The 21,039-nt window shown below is 33.7% G+C and carries 14 protein-coding genes; all 14 read left to right on the top strand.

Features of this window, described 5'->3' with window-relative positions; all coding sequences use genetic code 11:
- Positions 1 to 7 precede the first annotated feature (7 nt).
- On the top strand, positions 8 to 1,411 hold the full coding sequence (locus JBL43_RS05430) for a RagB/SusD family nutrient uptake outer membrane protein (RefSeq protein ID WP_198840447.1): 1,404 nt from the start codon (positions 8 to 10) through the stop codon (positions 1,409 to 1,411).
- A gap of 169 nt (positions 1,412 to 1,580) precedes the next feature.
- Positions 1,581 to 5,027 carry a TonB-dependent receptor gene (locus tag JBL43_RS05425; RefSeq protein ID WP_198840446.1) on the top strand — a complete coding sequence of 1,149 codons (3,447 nt, stop codon included), beginning with the start codon at positions 1,581 to 1,583 and terminating at the stop codon, positions 5,025 to 5,027.
- Positions 5,028 to 5,037: 10 nt separating this feature from the next.
- Positions 5,038 to 6,549, top strand: a complete 1,512-nt coding sequence (locus JBL43_RS05420; protein WP_233098696.1) for a RagB/SusD family nutrient uptake outer membrane protein — start codon at positions 5,038 to 5,040, stop codon at positions 6,547 to 6,549.
- Positions 6,550 to 6,683: 134 nt separating this feature from the next.
- A complete protein-coding gene (locus JBL43_RS05415) occupies positions 6,684 to 7,841 on the top strand; it encodes a dipeptidase (protein WP_198840444.1) in 1,158 nt (385 codons plus the stop codon).
- Positions 7,842 to 7,895: 54 nt separating this feature from the next.
- On the top strand, positions 7,896 to 9,887 hold the full coding sequence (locus JBL43_RS05410) for an amidohydrolase family protein (RefSeq protein ID WP_198840443.1): 1,992 nt from the start codon (positions 7,896 to 7,898) through the stop codon (positions 9,885 to 9,887).
- Between the two features lie 46 nt (positions 9,888 to 9,933).
- The gene (locus tag JBL43_RS05405; RefSeq protein WP_233098695.1) at positions 9,934 to 11,055 is read left to right on the top strand and encodes an FG-GAP repeat domain-containing protein; all 1,122 of its coding nucleotides are present in this window, start codon (positions 9,934 to 9,936) and stop codon (positions 11,053 to 11,055) included.
- Positions 11,056 to 11,120: 65 nt separating this feature from the next.
- Complete coding sequence (locus tag JBL43_RS05400; RefSeq protein WP_198840442.1) at positions 11,121 to 13,199, top strand: amidohydrolase family protein; 2,079 nt, start codon at positions 11,121 to 11,123, stop codon at positions 13,197 to 13,199.
- Between the two features lie 22 nt (positions 13,200 to 13,221).
- Positions 13,222 to 14,085 (top strand): creatininase family protein, encoded by an 864-nt coding sequence (locus tag JBL43_RS05395; RefSeq protein ID WP_198840441.1) that lies wholly within the window; start codon positions 13,222 to 13,224, stop codon positions 14,083 to 14,085.
- Positions 14,086 to 14,112: 27 nt separating this feature from the next.
- Positions 14,113 to 15,003 carry a BPSS1187 family protein gene (locus JBL43_RS05390; RefSeq protein WP_198840440.1) on the top strand — a complete coding sequence of 297 codons (891 nt, stop codon included), beginning with the start codon at positions 14,113 to 14,115 and terminating at the stop codon, positions 15,001 to 15,003.
- A gap of 122 nt (positions 15,004 to 15,125) precedes the next feature.
- Positions 15,126 to 15,860, top strand: a complete 735-nt coding sequence (locus tag JBL43_RS05385; RefSeq protein WP_198840439.1) for an aspartate/glutamate racemase family protein — start codon at positions 15,126 to 15,128, stop codon at positions 15,858 to 15,860.
- Between the two features lies 1 nt (position 15,861).
- Positions 15,862 to 17,316: an SLC13 family permease gene (locus JBL43_RS05380; RefSeq protein ID WP_198840438.1), complete on the top strand. Its 1,455-nt coding sequence runs from the start codon at positions 15,862 to 15,864 to the stop codon at positions 17,314 to 17,316.
- Positions 17,317 to 17,374: 58 nt separating this feature from the next.
- On the top strand, positions 17,375 to 18,169 hold the full coding sequence (locus JBL43_RS05375) for an aspartate dehydrogenase domain-containing protein (protein ID WP_198840437.1): 795 nt from the start codon (positions 17,375 to 17,377) through the stop codon (positions 18,167 to 18,169).
- A 352-nt stretch (positions 18,170 to 18,521) separates the two neighbouring features.
- Positions 18,522 to 19,313, top strand: a complete 792-nt coding sequence (locus JBL43_RS05370; protein ID WP_198840436.1) for a BPSS1187 family protein — start codon at positions 18,522 to 18,524, stop codon at positions 19,311 to 19,313.
- 133 nt (positions 19,314 to 19,446) lie between these two features.
- Complete coding sequence (locus JBL43_RS05365; protein WP_198840435.1) at positions 19,447 to 21,033, top strand: sulfatase; 1,587 nt, start codon at positions 19,447 to 19,449, stop codon at positions 21,031 to 21,033.
- Positions 21,034 to 21,039: the final 6 nt, after the last annotated feature.

Genomic DNA, 21,039 nt, shown 5'->3' with positions numbered 1-21,039 from the left:
TAGAATTATGAAAAGATATAACAAAATAGTATTACTGATTTTAACAGGACTTGTTTTGTCGTGTTCAGAATCATTTTTAGAACTTACTCCGCATCAATCAGTTGCTGATTCAGAGGCGTTAACAAATCTTGAAGACTACCAGTCGTCAATAACTGGTGTTTATAATAAAATTTCAGATGCAGATTATTACGGAAGATATATGTTTTTAATTCCTGATGTAATGGCTGATGATGTAAAGCAGAACTCTCAAGCAAATAGAATCATTTATTATGCAGAACATGTGGTTAATGTTTCTGATGGTAATGCAAGTAGTACTTGGACAGCTATGTTTCAAGCAGTAAATGCAGTAAATGCTATAATAAATGCGGATGTTACTGTTCCTGACGGTGTAAAAAATCAACAAGATCATATAATAGGTGAAGCTCTTGCTTTAAGGGGGTTAGTTTATTTTGATATGGTTCGATTATATGCACAACATTACACTTTTACGTCAGATGCTAGTCATTTAGGTGTACCGTTAGTCTTACAATTTGATGCTACAAATAAACCGACAAGAAATACGGTAAAAGAAGTTTACGATCAAATTATTTCTGATATGACTTCGGCAATCGCTTTAATGGATGATGATTCTAGAAGTGGTAACTCAAATTTACTTTCAGTTTCTGCTGTGAAAGCTTTATTGTCTAGAGTATATCTTTATAAAGAAGATTGGTCAAATGCAGAAGCAATGGCAACAGATGTTATTTCAAGCCCTAAATATAATTTAGTGCCAAATGCTAATTATTTAGATCTATGGAATAAAGACAATAGTTCTGAGTCAATTTTTGAAATTTCAATGACTGAAACTGATAATAGAGGAGGTAACAGTATAGCGGGTTTATACTCGGAAGATCAGTATGGTGATTATTTACCTTCAAATGATGTAATATCATTATATGAAGCCAATGACAAAAGGTTAGATGTGTTCAGAGTAGATACTTTCTTAACTGGAGATTATGCACCTTATAGAATGGATAAGTACCCAGATATCAGTGGTTTTGACAATACGAAAGTGATTCGCTTAGCTGAAATCTATTTGATAAGGGCAGAAGCAAGAGCTAAATTAGGAACTAACGATTCTGGTGCTCAAGATGATTTGGATATGGTACGCCAAAGAGCATTACCTACTGCTGCTGACAATGCTGATTCAGGACAAAATCTAATTGATGCTATTATGTTAGAAAGAAGATTGGAATTGTGTTTTGAAGGACAACGTTTATGGGATTTAATGAGAACGAAACAAGATATTGTTAGAAATGAATGTACTGCATTAACGTGTTCAATAGCTTATGGTAGCGATTCTTTAATATTACCAATACCACAAAATGAAACAGATGCAAACCCTAATATCGAGCAGAATCCTGGATATTAGTTAAACAGAGAAATATCTTTATGATTATCAATGTGTTTAAATAGCTCTTCACTATTTAAAAGGTTGAATGATATCTTAAACAAAAAAAACTGGAAGATGTTCGAGCATCTTCCAGTTAAATAAAATTGTTGTTATAAAACAACAAGATTAACGAACCAAATACAAAAACATGAAAGGAGTTATAAGTGGCCTATGGCTAATTATTAAAAGAATATTTTTATTATTTATTAGTATTGGACTTACCTCGGTTTACGCAAATACAGTTGTTAGTTATGCTAAAATTGATATAGATGTAAAAAACATTACCATAAAGCAACTATTCGAGGAAATTCAAAGTACTAGCGATTATGTCTTTTTTTACAACGACAATATTATAAAAACTAATAGCAAAATTTCATTAAGGCTTGAAAATGTTGAAGTTTCTGCAATTTTAGATAAAGCTTTCACTAATACTGATTTAAGTTATAGTATTATTGAGAAACAGATAATAGTAAAAAACAATAACCAGCAAACGGTACAAGATTCAGAGATTTTTGATGAAGTTATTGCTCAAGAGGTCGAAATAACAGGTACCATAAAAGATGTCTCTGGAGAGCTATTAGTTGGAGTCAGTGTTATTATAGAAGGGACTAGTAGAGGGACTGAAAGTGACTTTGATGGGAAATATAGAATAACGGTTCCCGATGGGTCTGTCTTAATTTTTTCATATTTAGGTATGTTAAATCAAAAAGTTGTAGTAGGTGATAAAACTGAGATAAATGTTGTGATGAAAGAGGATGCAGCTGCATTAGACGAAGTACTGGTTGTTGCTTACGGTACAGCTAAGAAAAGTGACTTTACAGGATCAGCAAGCCAAATAAACAGTGATGATCTTAATAAAATGACTTTGTCAAATGTAACGACGGCAATTGAAGGCTCCTCTGCAGGAGTTACCGCAACTTTTGGAAGTGGTCAACCTGGTGCAGGTCAAAACATTCGAATTAGAGGTTTTGGGTCGGTTTCTGCTGATAGTGCTCCTTTATATGTGGTAGATGGGCTTCCATTTACGGGGGATATTAACTCCATTAATCCTACCGATATCGAAAGTCTTACCATATTAAAAGATGCCTCATCTACTGCGTTGTATGGTAATAAAGCAGCCAATGGAGTGGTAATGATTACAACAAAAAGAGGGAAAAATAGAAAAGGTCAATTTTCATTAAATGTATCTGCAAGTGTAATAGATCGTTCAATACCTGAATACGATCGTTTAGGTGCCGATCAGTATTACGAACTTATGTGGGAAGGCTTACGTAACACGCAAGCAATTCCAGGCATTGATAGCCCTGCTGATGTAACTGCCGCAAATTTATATGCTACAAATAACATATTTGATCAGCTAACTAGTAATCCCTACAATGTGCCAAATGATCAAATAGTAGGTGTTGATGGTAAAATTAATCCAAATGCTAGCTTATTGTACGATGATTTAAATTGGGTAGATGCCATTGCAAGAAAAGGGTTTCGTCAAAATTATGACATGAGTTTTCAAGGAGGAACTAAAAAGAGTGATTTTTATGCCTCTTTAGGTTACTTAAAAGAAGAGGGTTATATTTTGAAATCAGATTTTGAACGTATTTCTGGTCGAGTAAATGTAAATCACCAAGCTACAAGTTGGTTAAAAGCAGGGGTGAATATTGGAGTTTCAACATCTAATGGAAATCAAGCACAGGCAACTTCTGGATCATCAAGTTCGTATGTTAATCCAATTCGATTTACAAGACAAATGGGTCCAATATATCCAATTTATGAACATGATAATACAGGAGCCTATGTTTTGGATGCTAATGGTGACAGAATATTTGATTTAGCAGCATTGAGACCAAGTGGTGCTAGCCCTGGTAGACATATTATGGGTGAAATTCTTTGGAATGAGGATTTGGAAGAAATCACATCAATTAATGGTAAATCTTATTTTGACATTACACTTACTGAAGGACTTGTTTTTACAGTAAATGCTAGTTTTGATCAACGTAATTTTTACAATACAGGTTACTCAAATAAATTAGTTGGTGGAGGTGCCCCATCGGGTATTTCTCGTCGTACTTATAATAGAAGAACTGCAGTTGGTTTCAACCAATTATTAAATTATACCAAAACATTTAACGAAAAACACAACTTTAAAGCCTTATTGGCTCATGAGTATTTAGATTATAAAGTCAACAATTTAAATGGAACGCGTCAAGGTCAAATTACTGATAACAATACTGAGTTAATTAACTTTGTGACTACTTCAGTTTTATCTTCTGTGTTTGATATCCGTACTGATGAAAGTTATTTTGGGCGAATTAATTATGATTTTGATGGTAGGTATTTTGCCAGCATGTCTTATAGACAAGATGGTTCTTCAAAATTTTCTGCTGATACGAGATGGGGTGATTTTTGGTCATTAGGAGCTGCTTGGCGTTTAGATAGAGAAAGTTTTATTGAAGATAAAGAGTGGATTAACTCTTTAAAACTGAGAGCTTCTTATGGTGAATTGGGAAATAACTCAGGCATTAGTTTTTATGCGTATCAAGGATTATACGATTTAGGATTTAACAACCAATCGGAACCAGGTATTTTACAAGCAGATTTAGCTGCACCAAAATTATTATGGGAAGCGAGTAGAAGTTCTGATGTAGCTGTTGAATTTCGTTTATTCGACAATAGACTTGATGGTGTTATTGAATATTACAATCGCCAGTCTGATAATTTATTATTTGATGTACCATTACCGCTTACAAGTGGTAGTAGTGGAATTCCAGAGAATATTGGCTCCATGTACAATCGAGGAATTGAAGTTAGTTTGAATTATGATGTGCTAAGAACTGATGATTTTACTTGGAATATAGGTTTAAATGCAGCAACTATAAAAAATCAATTTACGCAGTTACCACAAGATGAAATTATTGATGGCTCAAAAAAATTGATGGTAGGTCACTCAATTTATGACTATTGGTTAAGAGATTGGTATGGTGTAGACCCAGCAGATGGTGAAATTTTATATGTAGCTGAAGAGGGTTCAACAGGGTCATCTATAAGACAGATAGATGGAATGACGTTAACCACTGATGATGCTCTAGCAAAATTTCATTACGCAGGTACTGCTATACCTGATTTAACAGGTTCAATTAATAATAATTTTAGCTATAAAAATTTCAATTTATCATTTTTATTTACATATCAAATAGGCGGTGAAATATTCGATACGAATTACCAGGGAATTATGAGTTCTGGTATTTATGGTTCGTCTTTGAGTGTTGATATGCTTAACCGTTGGCAACAGCCTGGTGATATTACTAATATCCCTCGTATGGACCCGAATAATACCACCGATTTTGGTGCTGATTCAGATAGATGGTTAACAGATGCTTCATATCTTAATTTAAAACGGGTTAATTTTTCGTATGATATACCAGAGAGTCTTCTAAACACTATCGGTGTATCTAATGCCTTAGTTTATGTTAGTGGAGAAAATTTATTCTCAATGAATGCAAGGAAAGGAATGAACCTTCAACAAAACTTTAGTGGTACTGTTAATAATGTATATACGCCTTCAAGGATTGTAACTCTTGGTTTAAATGTTAAATTTTAAAAATAATAAAATGAGAAAAATAATAATACTTTTTATCGGAATACTTGCAATAAACGTATTGTTTACGGCATGTAGTAAAGACGTTTTAGAAACAACACCCACAGATCAAGTTGCGGCTGCAGTTGTAACCCAAACAACTGGAAATGCTATGGCAGCATTAAATGGAATACATAGAGCACTATATATTCGCTATGGTACAGAATCAAGTGGAAGTCAAGGAAGGGGTGGTGCTGGTGTTTTTAATATGAATATGGATGCAATGGGTGAAGATCATGTTTTTAATTCAAATAATTATACAGTCGAATATCGATGGATCTTAACCGATACTCCTTCAGAAGACACTAATACTTATAAGTGGGCAATGTTTTATGAGTGGATAGCGAATGCAAATATAATAATTGCTGGAATTGATGATGCGGTTGGTGATGATGATGTAAGAGAAAATGTGAAAGGACAAGCACTATTGTATAGAGCGTATTCTCACTTTATGCTAGTGCAAGTATATGCAGATCGTTATGTAAAAGGACAAGTCAATAGCCAATTGGGTGTTCCATTAAAAACAGAACCTTCAACAGAACCGATTGCACGTGCTACTGTAGAAGAAGTTTATAATCAAATAAATGCTGATATTGATACGGCAATTACTTTATTAGCTGGAAAATCACAAACAAACAAATCACACCTTAGTGAAAATGTTGCTAAAGGATTAAAAGCTAGAGTTGCACTTGTTCAAGGAAACTGGGATGTTGCTGTTCAATATGCTATTGTAGCTAGAAGTGGTTATCCATTAATGGACCAAGAAACCTACCGTCAGGGTTTCTCAACAAACTTGGATCAAAACAGTGAATTTATGTGGGCAAGTCATATCGTCGAAGATCAATCAAATGGATTTGGAAATCTTGGAGCTTATATTTCTAGAAATTTTAGTTCGGCAGCAATTAGAGCCAACCCTAGATCTATTAATAAGCCTTTATATGATAAGATTTCAAGTACCGATGTACGTAAGTCATTGTGGTCACCAGATGGTGAGCACGCGAATCTACAAGATGGATATGAAATCTCTTCACGTCATAGTAAACATCCATATACCAATCAAAAATTTCTTACTGAAAGTACCGGTGTAGCTTTAATGGATGTACCGATGATGCGTTCTGCAGAGATGCATCTAATTGAAATTGAAGCTTTAGCAAGAGATGGAGAAGATGGACTGGCAGCACAAGCTCTTTTTAATTTAGTTTCTACTAGAGATGATAATTATGTATTATCTACCAATACAGGTCAAGATTTAATTGATGAAATTATGGTACAACGTAGAATTGAATTATGGGGTGAAGGCTTCCGTTTTTTAGACCTAAAGCGTTTAAGTTTACCATTAAATAGATTAGAGCCTGGTAGTATTCATGATTCTGCATTAGCTGGTGGCGTATTAGAAGTAACCCCTGAAGATAATAGATGGACATGGTTAATACCACAAGATGAAATAAATGCAAATCCATTAGTAGTGCAAAATCCTTCAAACTAATTTTTATAAGTATATAACCTCGACGAAATAATTAATAATAGTGGTGTTTAAATTGTCTACATAATTTATAAAAGCTACTTATAAATAAAGAGAGGTTACTATAACTAAAAAAGCGGTTTCTTAAAATATAAATTATGGAAAAAAATCGAAGAAATTTAATTAAAACATTATCAATCGGTACTCTAGGTGCACTTTTACCTATTCAGTCTATAGGTGCACTATCTTCTACCTTTGGATTTGCTGATTCAAAAAAAAACATACCACCCAAATTAATGGAAAATTTTAAAAATAATAAAATCGAAGAACTTTATAATAAGGCAATTGTAATTGATGGTTTGGTAATACCCAGAGGATGGAATGAAGCTTCTTTTAAAGCATTAGAAAAGTCAGGATATACCGGTTTTAGTGCATCATTAGATTCAAGAAATTTAAAAACGGCTATGGCTTCTTTAGCTGAATGGCGAGATCGTATAGATGACCATCCAGAGACTTTTATATACGCCACTAGCGGAGATGACTTTATAAGAGCAAAAAAAGAGAATAAAACAGCGGTTTTAATGGGTTTTCAAAACGCTACCATGATGGAAAAGTCAATTGACAATCTTGATACTTTGTATAATGCAGGTACACGCTGGATTCAATTGTCTTATAATCAAAGAAATTTATTGGGTGATGGTTGTACCGAACGTACCAATGCTGGACTTTCTAACTTTGGTATTGAAGCTGTTGAACGTATGAACGAGTTGGGTATTATAATAGATTTATCTCACTGTGGCCGTCAAACAACCAATGATGGGATAAAATTTAGTAAAACAGGTGCCTGTTTTAATCATTCCATGTGTGATGCCCTTTATAAAGATCATCCACGTGCGAAAACTGATGAACAAATTAAGGCAATGGCCGATAAAGGTGGTGTTATGGGGATTATCTGTCTTGGTTATATGATTGGACCTGATCCTGGAGGTAAAACAACCATTGAAACGTATGTAGATCATATAGATCATGCTGTTAAGATTGCTGGTATTGATCATGTGGGAGTAGCTGCAGATTTTGCCATTCAAGGCATGGAAGCAAACGGAGCTACTCGCGAAAACTGGTATGTACCCCGTTTAACACGGTTTCCGCCTTCTTATCAAGTGCGTTGGCCAGCATGGATTCAGGGTTTAGATGAACCAGAACGTTATTTGAATGTTGCCAAAGTTTTAGATAAAAGAGGATATAGTACTGGAGACATCGAAAAGATATTAGGACAGAATTGGTTACGGTATTTTGATGAAAACTTGAAACCTTAATTCTGATTAAATTGAGATGGTAATAGATGCAAATTGTAAATAATTAATTTTATTATGAAGAACAGTTTTATAGTTATATTTTTTTTAATAGTTGGTTGCAATAAAACCTCACAAAAAGATAATATTAATATTGACAAAATTGAATATGAAGTAGTTTTTAGAGAAAACCATGCAGGTGTTTATGAAAAGCTAAAAATTAGCAATACAAGTTTTGAATATTTCTATACATATGCAGATCGAGGTCGTGGACCAGAGTATACAGAAAAAATAACTTTGAATGAGCACGATTTTATTATCAACCAATCCATAGAAGGTGTTAATTATCGTAAAGTGCCCATAAACGAACGTTTCACTGCTAATGGAACTGCAGCTTCGTGGAAAAATCCAAAAGGTGATTCTAAAGGTGAGATTAAAGAAGATGAACTTTACTTTCGTTATGATGGGTCTCCAGCTATCTACGAAATTCTTGCACAACATTTATTAAAATCAACATCGAATAAAGTAACCCTATTTCCTGAAGGAGAAGCCGAATTAGTAAAAAAAATACCACTAACGCTAAAAAATGGGACAGCTCTTGATCTTTTAATGATCAATGGTTTAGATATGAATCCTACCTATTTGTGGATGATAGGCAATGAAATGATATGTAGTATTTCAGGAAATTTACATATAGTGCGAGAAGATTTTAAGAATTTTCGTACAGAAATGAAAATATTACAAGATAAGGTTGAGGATGATTTTTTAATAGAGATTACTGAGAAACTAAGTCATAGTATTGATAAAGTGATGATAAAAAACACGAATGTTTTAACATCTACAGGTTCAATGCTTTTTAATCAAGATGTTTTTGTAGAAGATGAAACTATAAAGGCTATTCGTCCATCTGATGATAAAGTAATTGCTGAGTCTATTCAAATTATTGATGGAACCGGAAAAACTCTGATGCCAGGTATGTTTGATATGCATACGCACAATACAAAATTTAGAGGCATGTTACATTTGGCTGGCGGTATCACTGCTGTACGAGATTTGGCAAATAATAAGCAATTAAAAGAGCTTAGTGCAGAATTTGATAATAATACTATTATCGGACCACGCATTGTTATTTTCAGTGGAATTATTGATGGTCCTGGCCCTTTTGCAAACCAACGTAATGTAATTCAAAACCTTGAAGAAGGATTGTCTGAAATTCAGTCTTATAAAGACTTGGGGTATCAGCAAATAAAACTGTACAGTTCTATTAAACCAGAATGGGTTAAGCCATTGGTAGATAAAGCCCGTTCACTTGATATGAGAGTAAGTGGTCATATACCCGCTTATATGACGGCATCTCAGGCTATTGATAGGGGTTATAATGAAATTCAACATATGAATATGTTGTTTTTAAATTTTTTATCAGATACAATAGATACACGTACACCTTTGCGTTTTACTATGGTGGCAAAACATGCGGCAAGTCTTGATCTTAAATCTGATGAGTATCTTCAGTTTGTAGATCTTTTAAAATCAAAAGAAGTTTTGGTTGACCCTACAATGGCAATTTTTGAGAATATGTTCGTGTCCCAAAAAGGAGAACCTAGTCCTACATATAGTGAGATTATGAGTAGGCTTCCTGTAATTAGTCAGCGTCAATTTTATGCAGGTGGTCTTCCTAAAACGGATAAAACCAGTGCGTTGTATAAAAGGAGTTACAATAACATGTTGAATGTGCTCTATGACCTTTTTCAAAAAGATGTTGCCATTGTGCCTGGTACAGACGGGTTACCTGGTTTTTTGTATCACAGAGAATTAGAACTTTATGAGAAGTCTGGTATTCCTGTAGCTGAGGTCTTGAAACTTGCAACTATAAAATCTGCAGAAATTACGGGTGTAGCGGAAAATTATGGATCTATTGAAATAGGAAAAAAAGCAGATCTTATTCTAATAGATGGAAATCCATTGAAAAATATAGGTGATATTAGAAAGGTAGAATGGACTATGAAAGGTAGTAACATGTATTATTCAAAAGAGTTGTACAATGCTATGGGTATTAAACACTATGAGTAGGCTTTTTTTAAAGCGAATTCAATTATTAATTTTAAATAGAACTATAATGAAATTTTTACAAATTTTTCTGCTTTTACTTTTTACAACTATTAGCTTTGGGCAGACGTCCGAATTCTTTACTAGTGGTAGATTAATACTGGGTACTCATAAAGAACGTACGGCATCAATTGATGTAGGTGATATTGATAATGATGGTGATAATGACGTACTTATTGCTAATGGAAGACATTGGCCTGGTCAAAATCGAGTGTTTTTCAATAATAGTAGAGGAGTTTTTACGGTGTCACAGGTGCTGGGAGATGAGCAAGAGACAAGTTATTCTACGGAGCTTGCTGATTTCGATAATGATGGAGATTTAGATATTGCAGTAGGTAATGATATGGCTCCAAATTATATTTTTTTAAACGACGGAAAAGGGAATTTCACGAAAGGAGCGAGTTTTGGTGAAAAATATGCCCCTACCAGGAATATTATTGTTTCAGATATAGATGGTGATGGAGATATGGACATAATAATTACAAATCGAGGAAAGGAAAATGAAATATGCTTAAATAATGGAAAAGGCAATTTTACCAAAATCATTGGTTTTGGCTCTAAAAAAGATTCAACTATAGATGTTGAGGTGGCTGATATGAATAATGATGGTCATAAAGACTTAATTTTAGCCAATAGAGATGAGCAACAAAATTTTGTGTATCTCAGCGATGGAAATTTAAAATTCACTAATAAAACGCCCTATGGTACTGGCAAAGATAATACTAGATCTGTGGCTATAGTCGACTTGAATAATGATGGTTGGGCAGATATAATTACAGCAAATATTGGAGAACCTAACATTATATATTTAAGTGATCAAGGAAAAAATTATAACCAAAAGTATGAGTTTGATTCAAGTTCTGATAAATCATATTCCATTGCAGTAGGAGATTTAGACTCAGATAGTGATATCGATATTGTTATTGGTAATGTAGGAGCTCCGAATACCGTTTTTATTAATAGTGAAAAAGGAAAAGTTTGGAAAAAAAGCACATTGAGTAAAAAAGAATTTAATACCTATGATATTATGACTGTCGACTTAAATGGAGATGGTAAATTAGATATTATCGAAAGTAATTCAGATGAGCTGAATGTCTATTATTTTAATAGATACAAGCCTTATTTTCCGTAGTCTATTTTCATTGTATTTGCACGTATTAACTACAACATCTTAATAATAAAACAAACCAAGTCATTATGAAACAATCTATTCAATTTAAACATAAAGTAAAAAATGCAATGAATTTTTTAGGGGTGTTCTTCTTAGTCATACTAGCTTCCTGTGCTCCAAATTCAACTCCTGATACAACTTGGGATAATGTGGATGAAGAAGGAGCTTTTATTGTCCATAGAAGGCAATCTCCAATAGGAGAAGAAACGTATACTATTAAATCAAATGATGATGGGGTAATTGTAAAGTCATTACAAGGTGAAAATGAAAGAGGTCGCATTACTGGTGTAGAGGCTGAATTAAGGATGACTAAAGACTTAGTGCCAACTTATTATAGCAGTAGACGTTTAACAAATAAGGACACAACCAATATTTTTAAAATGGAAATTAGTGATGATAACATGGTTTCTATTTGGGAAAAACATTTTGATGTAGTTACAGTGAAGGCTCCAGACGCTTATTTTCCTTTACATAGTAATATTCCAGCAGCTATGGAGATGATGCTGTATCATTACTGTTTTAAAAATGATTTAAAAAGTGGTGTGTCAACCTTACCAAGAGGAGAGGTGTCAATTACGCATAAAGGGCAAGATGTCGTTGAAATAAAAGGTAAAAAAATAACTTTAGATAGGTATGTAGTTGAAGGTATCAATTGGGGAGGTAGAACTGTTTGGTTAGATGAGTCTAAAAACTTAATAGCCCTGGTTAAAGCGAATACCCAAATAAGAGAAATGATTAGAAAAGGATATGAAGAAGCTTTACCGGTATTTATTGCAGGCAATGTAACAGAGCAAATGGATGCTCTGTCTACATATACTAAAAACTTAAAAAAAGAACAGGCTACAATAACTGCTTTGGTTGGAGGGGATATTGTTGATGGATTCAGCGAGGAAACAAAAAAAAATATGACCTTGCTTATAGAAAACGGAAAAATTAAAAGTATTGGTAAAAGCACCGAAATTGAAATACCAGAGGGAGCTGATGTTATTGATGTAAAAGGTAAGACGCTTATACCTGGGCTGTGGGATATGCATGCACATTCAAATCAAGTACAATGGGCACCAGCGTATTTAGCGGGAGGAGTTACCACTATTCGTGATAATGGAAATGAATTGGAATTTGCAACGGCATTTAGAGATGCCATAGCCAATGATGGAGCATTAGGTCCAGATATTATTTTAGCAGGAATGACCGATGGTCCTGGAGCAAAAGGGAATGGCGTTGTTAGAGCAACTTCACCTGAACAAGCCAAGGAGGTTGTGGCGATGTATCATAAAAATGGATATAAGCAAATTAAAGTATACACATCAATAGCACCCGATATACTAAAAATATTGGCAGATGAAGCACACAAAGTTGGGATGACGGTAACTGGTCATGTACCTGCTCTTGTCAATAATGCAAATGATGCGGTAGAGAGTGGAATGGATATGTTAAGCCATTCCACTAGAATCCTTGCCGTATTATTTCCTGATAAAAAGATATCTGAGTTAGGTGCCAATTATATGGCGGAAAACGAAATTACAGATGCTCAAATAAATAATGCAATCGCGTTTTTTTTAAAACACGGTACCGTTTTAGACCCAACATTAGGGCTTAGTATGATACGAACTATGCCAAGAGGCGAAAAAATGAAAACTATTGAGCCCGATGCAGAAAGAATGGCTTATGAACTGTTTGAAGGAAAACTGTTTAGAAGCGGTGTGAGTGAAGCACGTGCAAAAAAGGCAAAGGAAAACGTTATAAAATCCTTAGAAGTTATCGGGAAATTTTTTAAGGCAGGGGTTCCTGTAGTTGCTGGAACTGATAATTTCGCTCCAGGATTTGGACTTTTTTTAGAAATAGAGATTTATCAAAAATATGGTGGACTAACTCCATTAGAAGCTATTCGAACAGCGACTATCATTCCCGCCGAAGCCATGGGTATGGGCAATGAAACAGGTACCTTAGAGGTAGGCAAAGAGGCTGATATCGCCATTTTAGATAAGAACCCTTTAATTGATATTTCAAACATTAGAACAGTAACTGCAGTAATAACCAATGGTAATTATTATGAAAGTGAGCCATTATGGATTGCTGCAGATTTTAAGCCAACTAGAGACTAATTATCACATAAATTATTTTTAAATGACAGTAACATCGAAAAAAAATCCCCTGTGGAAAGAAGTAAAAGTTAAAAACTATTTGCCACACATGACAGTACCAGAAGTGGAGACTTTTTTAACCAATTCAGATTTAGTGATTATTCCTATTGGTGCTTTAGAACAGCATTCAAGTCATTTACCTATTGGAACAGATTTTATCAATGGAGTAGAACTTTGTAAACTAATTGCCCAAGAGCGAGATATTTTGGTAGCACCTGTTTTAATGGCGGGGCAATCTCCATATCACATGGCATTTCCAGGTACAATTACGTTGAGTGCAGAGACAATTCTAAAAGTACATATAGAAACTGTTGAAAGTCTTGTGCATCATGGGTTTAAGCGGTTTATATTTATGAATTCTCATGGTGGAAATAGAGCAATCACCACTTTTTTAGTGGATCAAATTAATCAAAAAACCGCAGCCGTTGCGGTTGATTATAGTGTAGCAATTACCCCTTTTCTAAAATCAGAAGAAATAGAGAAAGCAATAGCTTTAGACAGACATGCAGGTACTGGTGAAACTTCCGATTGTATGTATTTGATGCCTAGCTTGGTAGAAATTGAAAAATCAACTACTCCAAAATTAAAGCTTCCGGAGCATTTACAAAAAATGCTTCCAGAGGTTATTAATGAAGAAACTACCGCTAAAATGTTATTTCTTGCTGAAGGATTAAAAGCAAAAGAAACGGGTAAAAAAACATCAACCAAAGAAATGACGGAAACTGGTGTTTGGGGAGAAATAAATCCGAATGAAGCAACTTTGGAAAGAGGAGAAAAGAATACTAAACGAATGGTAGAAGCATGTTCTAAATTCATTGACAAATGGAATGAATTAGCACGGAATTAAATACTAAACATCTAAAGAATTATAAATATGAAGCACCGATTATTGATAACCATTTTTATGCTGTTTAGTTATGTTCTTGTAAATGCACAGGATAGCATTCTGTTTCCTAAACCTCAAGTTATTTTAAAGATTAAACCATCACAAACAGATAGTAGAATTAAGAATGCAGATACCCCACATTTTGTAGCCTATAATCCATCCATAGAACAAGGAAAACTGTTACTCTTTATCCCGGGAACAAATGGCATAGCACTAAAAGGTCCTATGAATTTATTTGCTACCGCTATTAAACAAGGGTATGCTGTGATTAATTTATCCTATATCAATACACCTGCAATTGCACGAATTTGTAAAGGTGAAAATTTAGCAGAAAATTCAAATTGTGCGGCAGATTTTAGAAATTGGCGAGTGTATGGTAATACAGAATTTACACTAATCGAAGATGCTTCATACGATGCTATTGAAAATAGAGTAGTAAAGCTATTAATGTACTTGGCAGAGCATGACAAACGAGGCAATTGGAATCGTTTTTTAGAAAATAATGCTCCCAAATGGAGTGAAATTGCATTAGCAGGTCAATCTCAAGGTGGCGGTATGTCTGCATTCATAGCAAAAACACATTTAGTGGCCAGAGTAATAGATTTTTCAGGTGGTTGGGATTATTCCGCTAAAAATAAAATAGCGAAGTGGTATTCTAATCCTAGCGTAACTCCAACAGACCGTTATTATGGTACCTACCATAAAAAAGAACCTACAGCCGAGACCATAATACAAACATATAAAGCCATGAATATTCCTGAAGATCACATCTATGGTTTTGATTTAGAGGTTCCAGAAGGGAAAAGAGCACATTCTAATGGTGTTCGAAATTTAGGGTACAACGAACAATGGATTGAATTATTAGGAAAAGGGAATTAGGTTTCGATATTTTCTATCGAAGGAAATGATAGTTAGTTTATACATACATGATTATGAAAATATATTACTACTGCTTTTTACTTTTAATTCTAATGTCATGTAATGAAACTAAAAAAAATACTATGGCAAGAATTGATACTGAAGAAAAAGAGGTTCCAAAAATGAAGACATTAGGATTAATTGGAGGTACTTCTTGGCATTCTACCATTGAATATTATAGTATGATCAATCAATCTGTAAATGACCACTATGGTAATAATACAAATCCGCCGTTATTGGTGTACACGCTAAATCAGGCAGAGGTGCATCGTTTTCAAATTGAAAACAAATGGGACTCTATTGCACATATGCTTGTAAAAGCTGCGAACAGTTTAAATAGAGGAGGAGCAACCTCTGTACTTTTCTGTGCAAATACTCCACATAAAGTTTATGATAAGGTTCAGCAAGCATTAGATTTTTCAATTATTCATATTGCGGATGCCACAGCTAAGGAAATTCACAAAAAGGATATAAAAAAAGTGCTATTCTTAGGTACCAAGTATAGCATGGAAGAAACTTTTATTACAAAAAGAATTGAAGATAATGGAATAGAGGTTTTAGTTCCTGAAGAACAATCAGAAATTGATGAATTGCATAGAATTATTATTGAAGAACTTACCTATGGCAGCATTGTACCATCTTCAAAAGATTATGTAATGAGTGTTATAGAAAAAGCTAGGAAACAAGGTGCTGAAGGGGTGATTTTGGGTTGTACAGAATTTCCATTAATGATTTTTCCAGAAGATGTTGATATCGTAGTGTTTAATACAACTAAGATTCATTCAAATGCAGGTGTAGAATATATTTTAAAAAAATAATATGCAGTTATCTAAACAGAATATTGGTCGCGTTTTAGGACCATTAGTTTTCTTTTATATTTTATTTTTCTTCCATCCAGAAAATTTATCCGTTACTGCTAATGCTGTGCTAGCCTCAGTGGCTTGGGTGGCTATTTGGTGGATTACAGAAGCTATTCCTATTTACGTTACAGCATTATTACCTATAATTCTTTTCCCGTTAACTGGAGGCTTAAGTTTGCCTGAAACAGTAACCTCTTACGGGCATAAATATATCTTTCTTTATATGGGAGGATTTATTTTAGCTATTGCGATAGAAAAATGGAATTTACATAGACGAATTGCATTAACCATTATAAATGTTATTGGCACTAACGTCATAAACATCATACTTGGTTTTATGTTGGCTACAGCATTTCTTTCTATGTGGATATCGAATACTGCCGCTGCTGTAATTATTTTACCTATTGCCATGGCGATTGTATATCAATTAAATGATAATCCTGAAACAGAAATAGATGAGAATAAAATTTTTGGTAAAGCACTAATGCTAGCTATTGCCTACAGTGCCTCTATTGGCGGAATTGCGACACTAATAGGAACACCCACAAATTTAGTTTTAGCGGGAGTAGTGCAATCTACCTATGGTAAAGAAATCACTTTTTCAGAATGGTTTGTTTTAGGATTTCCTATTGCTATAATTCTATTGTTTTTATGTTGGTATTACCTTACTCATTTTGCATTTACCTTTAAGCAAAAGGAATTTCCAGGTGGTCGTACTGAAATTGCTACAAGGTTAAAAGCCTTAGGGAAAATGGGCTACGAAGAAAAAATAGTATTGGTTGTATTTGCCGTAACTGCCTTTGCTTGGATAGCCCGTTCTTTTCTATTACAAAAATTTATCCCTAAAATGGATGATACCATCATTGCATTGTGTACGGTAATGATTCTGTTTTTGTTACCCACCCGCAAAAAAGGAAAGAATTTAATGGATTGGGAAGATGCTGTTAAACTTCCTTGGGGAATATTACTTTTATTTGGTGGCGGACTAACCTTGGCTTATGGTTTTGATAGTAGCGGATTGGCCCTTTGGATAGGAAGCAAACTTACCGCTTTACAAGTATTGCCATTCTTTCTGTTGTTATTCATATTGATAACTATAGTGAATTTCATGACCGAGATTACTTCTAATATAGCAACCACAGCTATCTTATTGCCCGTTTTAGCATCATTAGCACCAGTTTTAGGTGTTCATCCGTATTACTTGATGATTGCTGCAACATTGGCTGCTTCATGTGCTTTTATGTTACCAGTAGCCACGCCACCTAACGCAGTAGTTTTTGGTTCTGGTTATTTAGAGATGCAAGACATGGTGAAAAAAGGCTTTTGGTTGAATATTATATCCATTTTCATTCTAACCGTGGTTGTTTATATCGTATTGCCAATGGTTTGGGACTTGACCACACCTATTAAATAATGACATTCAAAAGGTTTTGTAAACCATTAAAATACTTTACTTAAATAATTAAATTCGCATGAAAAGAATAGCTATAATAGGATTTGGAAATATTGGTAAATATCTCGCTGAGTGGATTTGTAATAATCCTAGTTTCGAGTTAAGATATGTAGTAGCTCGAAAAGAAATTGATAACGAGCTTAGTAATATAAAAAATCAATCTATTCAATTTAGAAAGGATATTACTACGGATATAATTAACGATGTTGACATAATTATTGAATGTGCAAATAAGGACGTTGTTACTCAGATATTGAAATTTCCTGAAATAGATCGTACAGGTTTGAAATTAGTCATTATCAGTACAGGAGGTCTTTATGAGAACAAAATGATTTTACAAAAGTTGAAAAATTGTGAGGTAATTTTACCTGTAGGTGCAATTGCTGGGCTCGATGCAATAAAAGCAGTAAATGACGAAATCACTTCAGTAAAACTAGAGACAACAAAGCATCCTAAAAGTTTAGAAGGAGCACCTTTTTTTGATAATTCAAAGGTTGATTTGTTATCAATAAAAACTAAGCAGACTATTTGGGAAGGTAAAGTTAGTGAGGCGGTAAAACAATTTCCTAAAAACATAAATGTTGCTGCAAGTATCTATTTTGCATCTAAATGTGAAGATTTACTAATTAAGATAGTTGCAGACCCCAATACTAAAAGTAACATGCATGAGGTAACTTGTGAAGGTGGTTTTGGAAAAATTTATACACGTACCGAAAATAAACCAAGTCCTAATAACCCAAAGACAAGTTTTTTAGCTGTCAAAAGTGTAGTTAGTATACTTAGAAATATGAATTCCAATATTAAAATCAACTAAATATATCGTATTTAGAATTGAGGATTTCTAAATACTATTTTTTAATTTTATGACATTTTTTATATCCTTATCAAAACCATAAAACGTTTTTATATATGTTTCAATAGAAATAAAAAAAGGTAGTTAACTTTATTCGTAACTGACTGATTTTATTAGTAGCATGAAGTGCTATTTAGGTTTTTGTTACCAGTAGTCATACCAACCAACGAAGTAGTTTTTTGTTCAGATTTTTTAGAAATTTTGGTAAAAAAAGGATTTTGGTTGAATATTATTTATATAATTATACTAACAGTTTTTGTATATCCATTACTTCCATTAGTTTGGGATTTGAAATAAATTAATTAAGTAAATTATGAAATACATCTTATTTTTACAGTTGCTATTCTACATTGGTGCTAACAATTTGTTTGCACAATCAGAATCATTGTTTCCAGAGCCGTACACAGTTTTTAAAATAAAACTTTCAGATACAGATACGGAAATAACGGATGCAGATACACCACACTTTCTAGTATATGGTAACTCTATTAAACATGGTAAACTTTTATTGTTTATGCCAGGTACTAATGGAATAGCTTTAAGAGGACCAAAAAATTTATTTTTAACCGTAACAAAACAAGGTTATAGAGTAATCAATTTATCATATATAAACACACCAGCGGTGGCACGCATCTGTAAAGGTGAAACCCTAAATAGAAACTCTAATTGTGCTGAAAAATTTAGAACAAAATGTATTTTTGGAACTGGTAATTTTTCTTTAATTGATGATCAACCTCAAGATGCTATTGTAAATAGACTTACTAAATTACTAATCTATCTTAATGAAAATGATAAAGATGGTAATTGGGATGAATATCTTGATGATGGAAATCTTAAATGGGAAGAAAGTGCTGTGTATGCACAATCACAAGGTGGTCCAATTGCTGCATTCATCGCTAAAAGTAAACTTGTGCCAAGAGTAATTTCGTTTTCAGGCGGTTGGGCCTATACAAACTCTGAAACGAAAGAAATAGCTTCTTGGTATTATAAAGAGAGCATAACCCCTTACACTCGTTATTATGGAACTTACCATACAACAGAACCAGCTGCTAAGATAATTGACTCTACATATAAGGCGATGCGTTTTTCAGAAGAACATATTTAGAAGTTTGATTTAGCAGTGCTTGAAGGTAAAATAGGACATTCATACGGTATCAGAAATACAGGTTACACCAAGCTATGGATTGAGTTATTGGGAAAAGGTAATTAAAGAGTTTTTTAAATATAAATCGAAATAAATGAAAGTTTTACAGTTGTCATTTTTGTTAATTCTTATTTTAACAGGGTGTAATAATCAGAATAAAAAAGAATTTGAAAACAAAGAGATTACCATAAATAAACCAAACATTCTTTTTTTATCTATTGATGATTTACGACCAGATTTGGGATGTTATGATAATACTGAAATCAAAACGCCAAACATTGATGCTTTAGCGTCGTCATCTATGGTAATGTTAAATGCATATTCGCAAGCCGCTGTTTGTGCAACCTCTAGAGCAAGTACTTTGCTTGGGTATAGACCAGATTCTACTAAAGTGTGGCATCTAGGAGATAAGTTTAGAGAAATAAATCCCAATGCCGTAACGATGCCTCAGTATTTTAAAAAAGCAGGATATCATACAGTTAATATTGGTAAGATATTTCATAACTATATGCCTGATTCAATTTCATGGGATGAACCTGATTTAAGACCTGAACCTTATAACACTAAACCCTATTTGAAAAGAGATGGTGAGACTTTTTATTATTCAGAAAAATCTAATGAAATACAATCTAGAGTTAGAGACAGTTTAAAAATAGCACGAAAAGGGAAGGTATTATACGGTGATGGCTGGGGGCATGGCCCAGCAGTAGAAGCAGCAGATTTACCAGATTCAGTATTTTATGATGCTATGCAAATGAAATTAGCGTTAAAAACTATTGATCGTATTAAGGATAAAAAAGAGCCATTCTTTTTAGGTTTAGGTTTTTTTAGGCCACACCTGCCCTTTGTGGCACCAAAAAAATATTGGGACATGTACCCTGCAGGTTCTGTGTCGCCTGCGGCAAATCCGAGTTTGCCAAAAAATGTTCCTGTAATGGCAGCAAATTCTAATTATGAATTAAGATCATATAATAATCCTTATAAAATAGGAAGACCAGAAGATGACCCTCTGCCTGAAAAATTTGCTGATACTTTAAAACGTGGTTATTATGCAAGTGTAAGTTTTATAGATAAATGTGTTGGTGATTTAATACAAGGTTTAAAAGAAAGAGGTCTCTATGAAAATACTATTATTGTATTATGGGGAGATCATGGTTGGAAACTTGGTGATCATAACGGTTGGGGAAAACAGACAAACTTTAACATAGATACTCATGTGCCATTAATAATAAAACCAGTTAATCAAGTAAATGGAAAAAGAATTGAAGCACTTAGTGAACTTATAGATATCTTTCCCACATTATGTGACTTGGCTGGTGTAGATAAAGCAACCTATTTTCAGGGAACAAGTTTAATACCTCTTTTTGAAAATCCAGACTTAGCTTGGAAAGAAGCCGTTTTTTCGCAGTTTAGAAGGCGAGCACGTGTTTCCAAAGATGGTAATGAATATATGGGGTATGCTATGCAAACAAAACAATATCATTATATAGAATGGTACCATTGGGATAATGAAAAAAAGGAAAAAGGAGGTTTTGCAGCTTCAGAGTTGTATAACCATAAAATAGATCCAAATGAAACTATAAACGTTGCCAATGCTTTAGAGAATAGAGAACTCGTTAGTAAGTTGTCTCAACAATTAGCAAAAGGTTGGAAAGGAGCTCTTCCAAAACAAAATTTATAACCAAAT

It is taken from the genome of Aureibaculum flavum (genome assembly GCF_016406085.1).
GTDB lineage: Bacteria > Bacteroidota > Bacteroidia > Flavobacteriales > Flavobacteriaceae > Aureibaculum > Aureibaculum flavum.
This window is presented reverse-complemented; position numbering and strand designations above follow the sequence as displayed.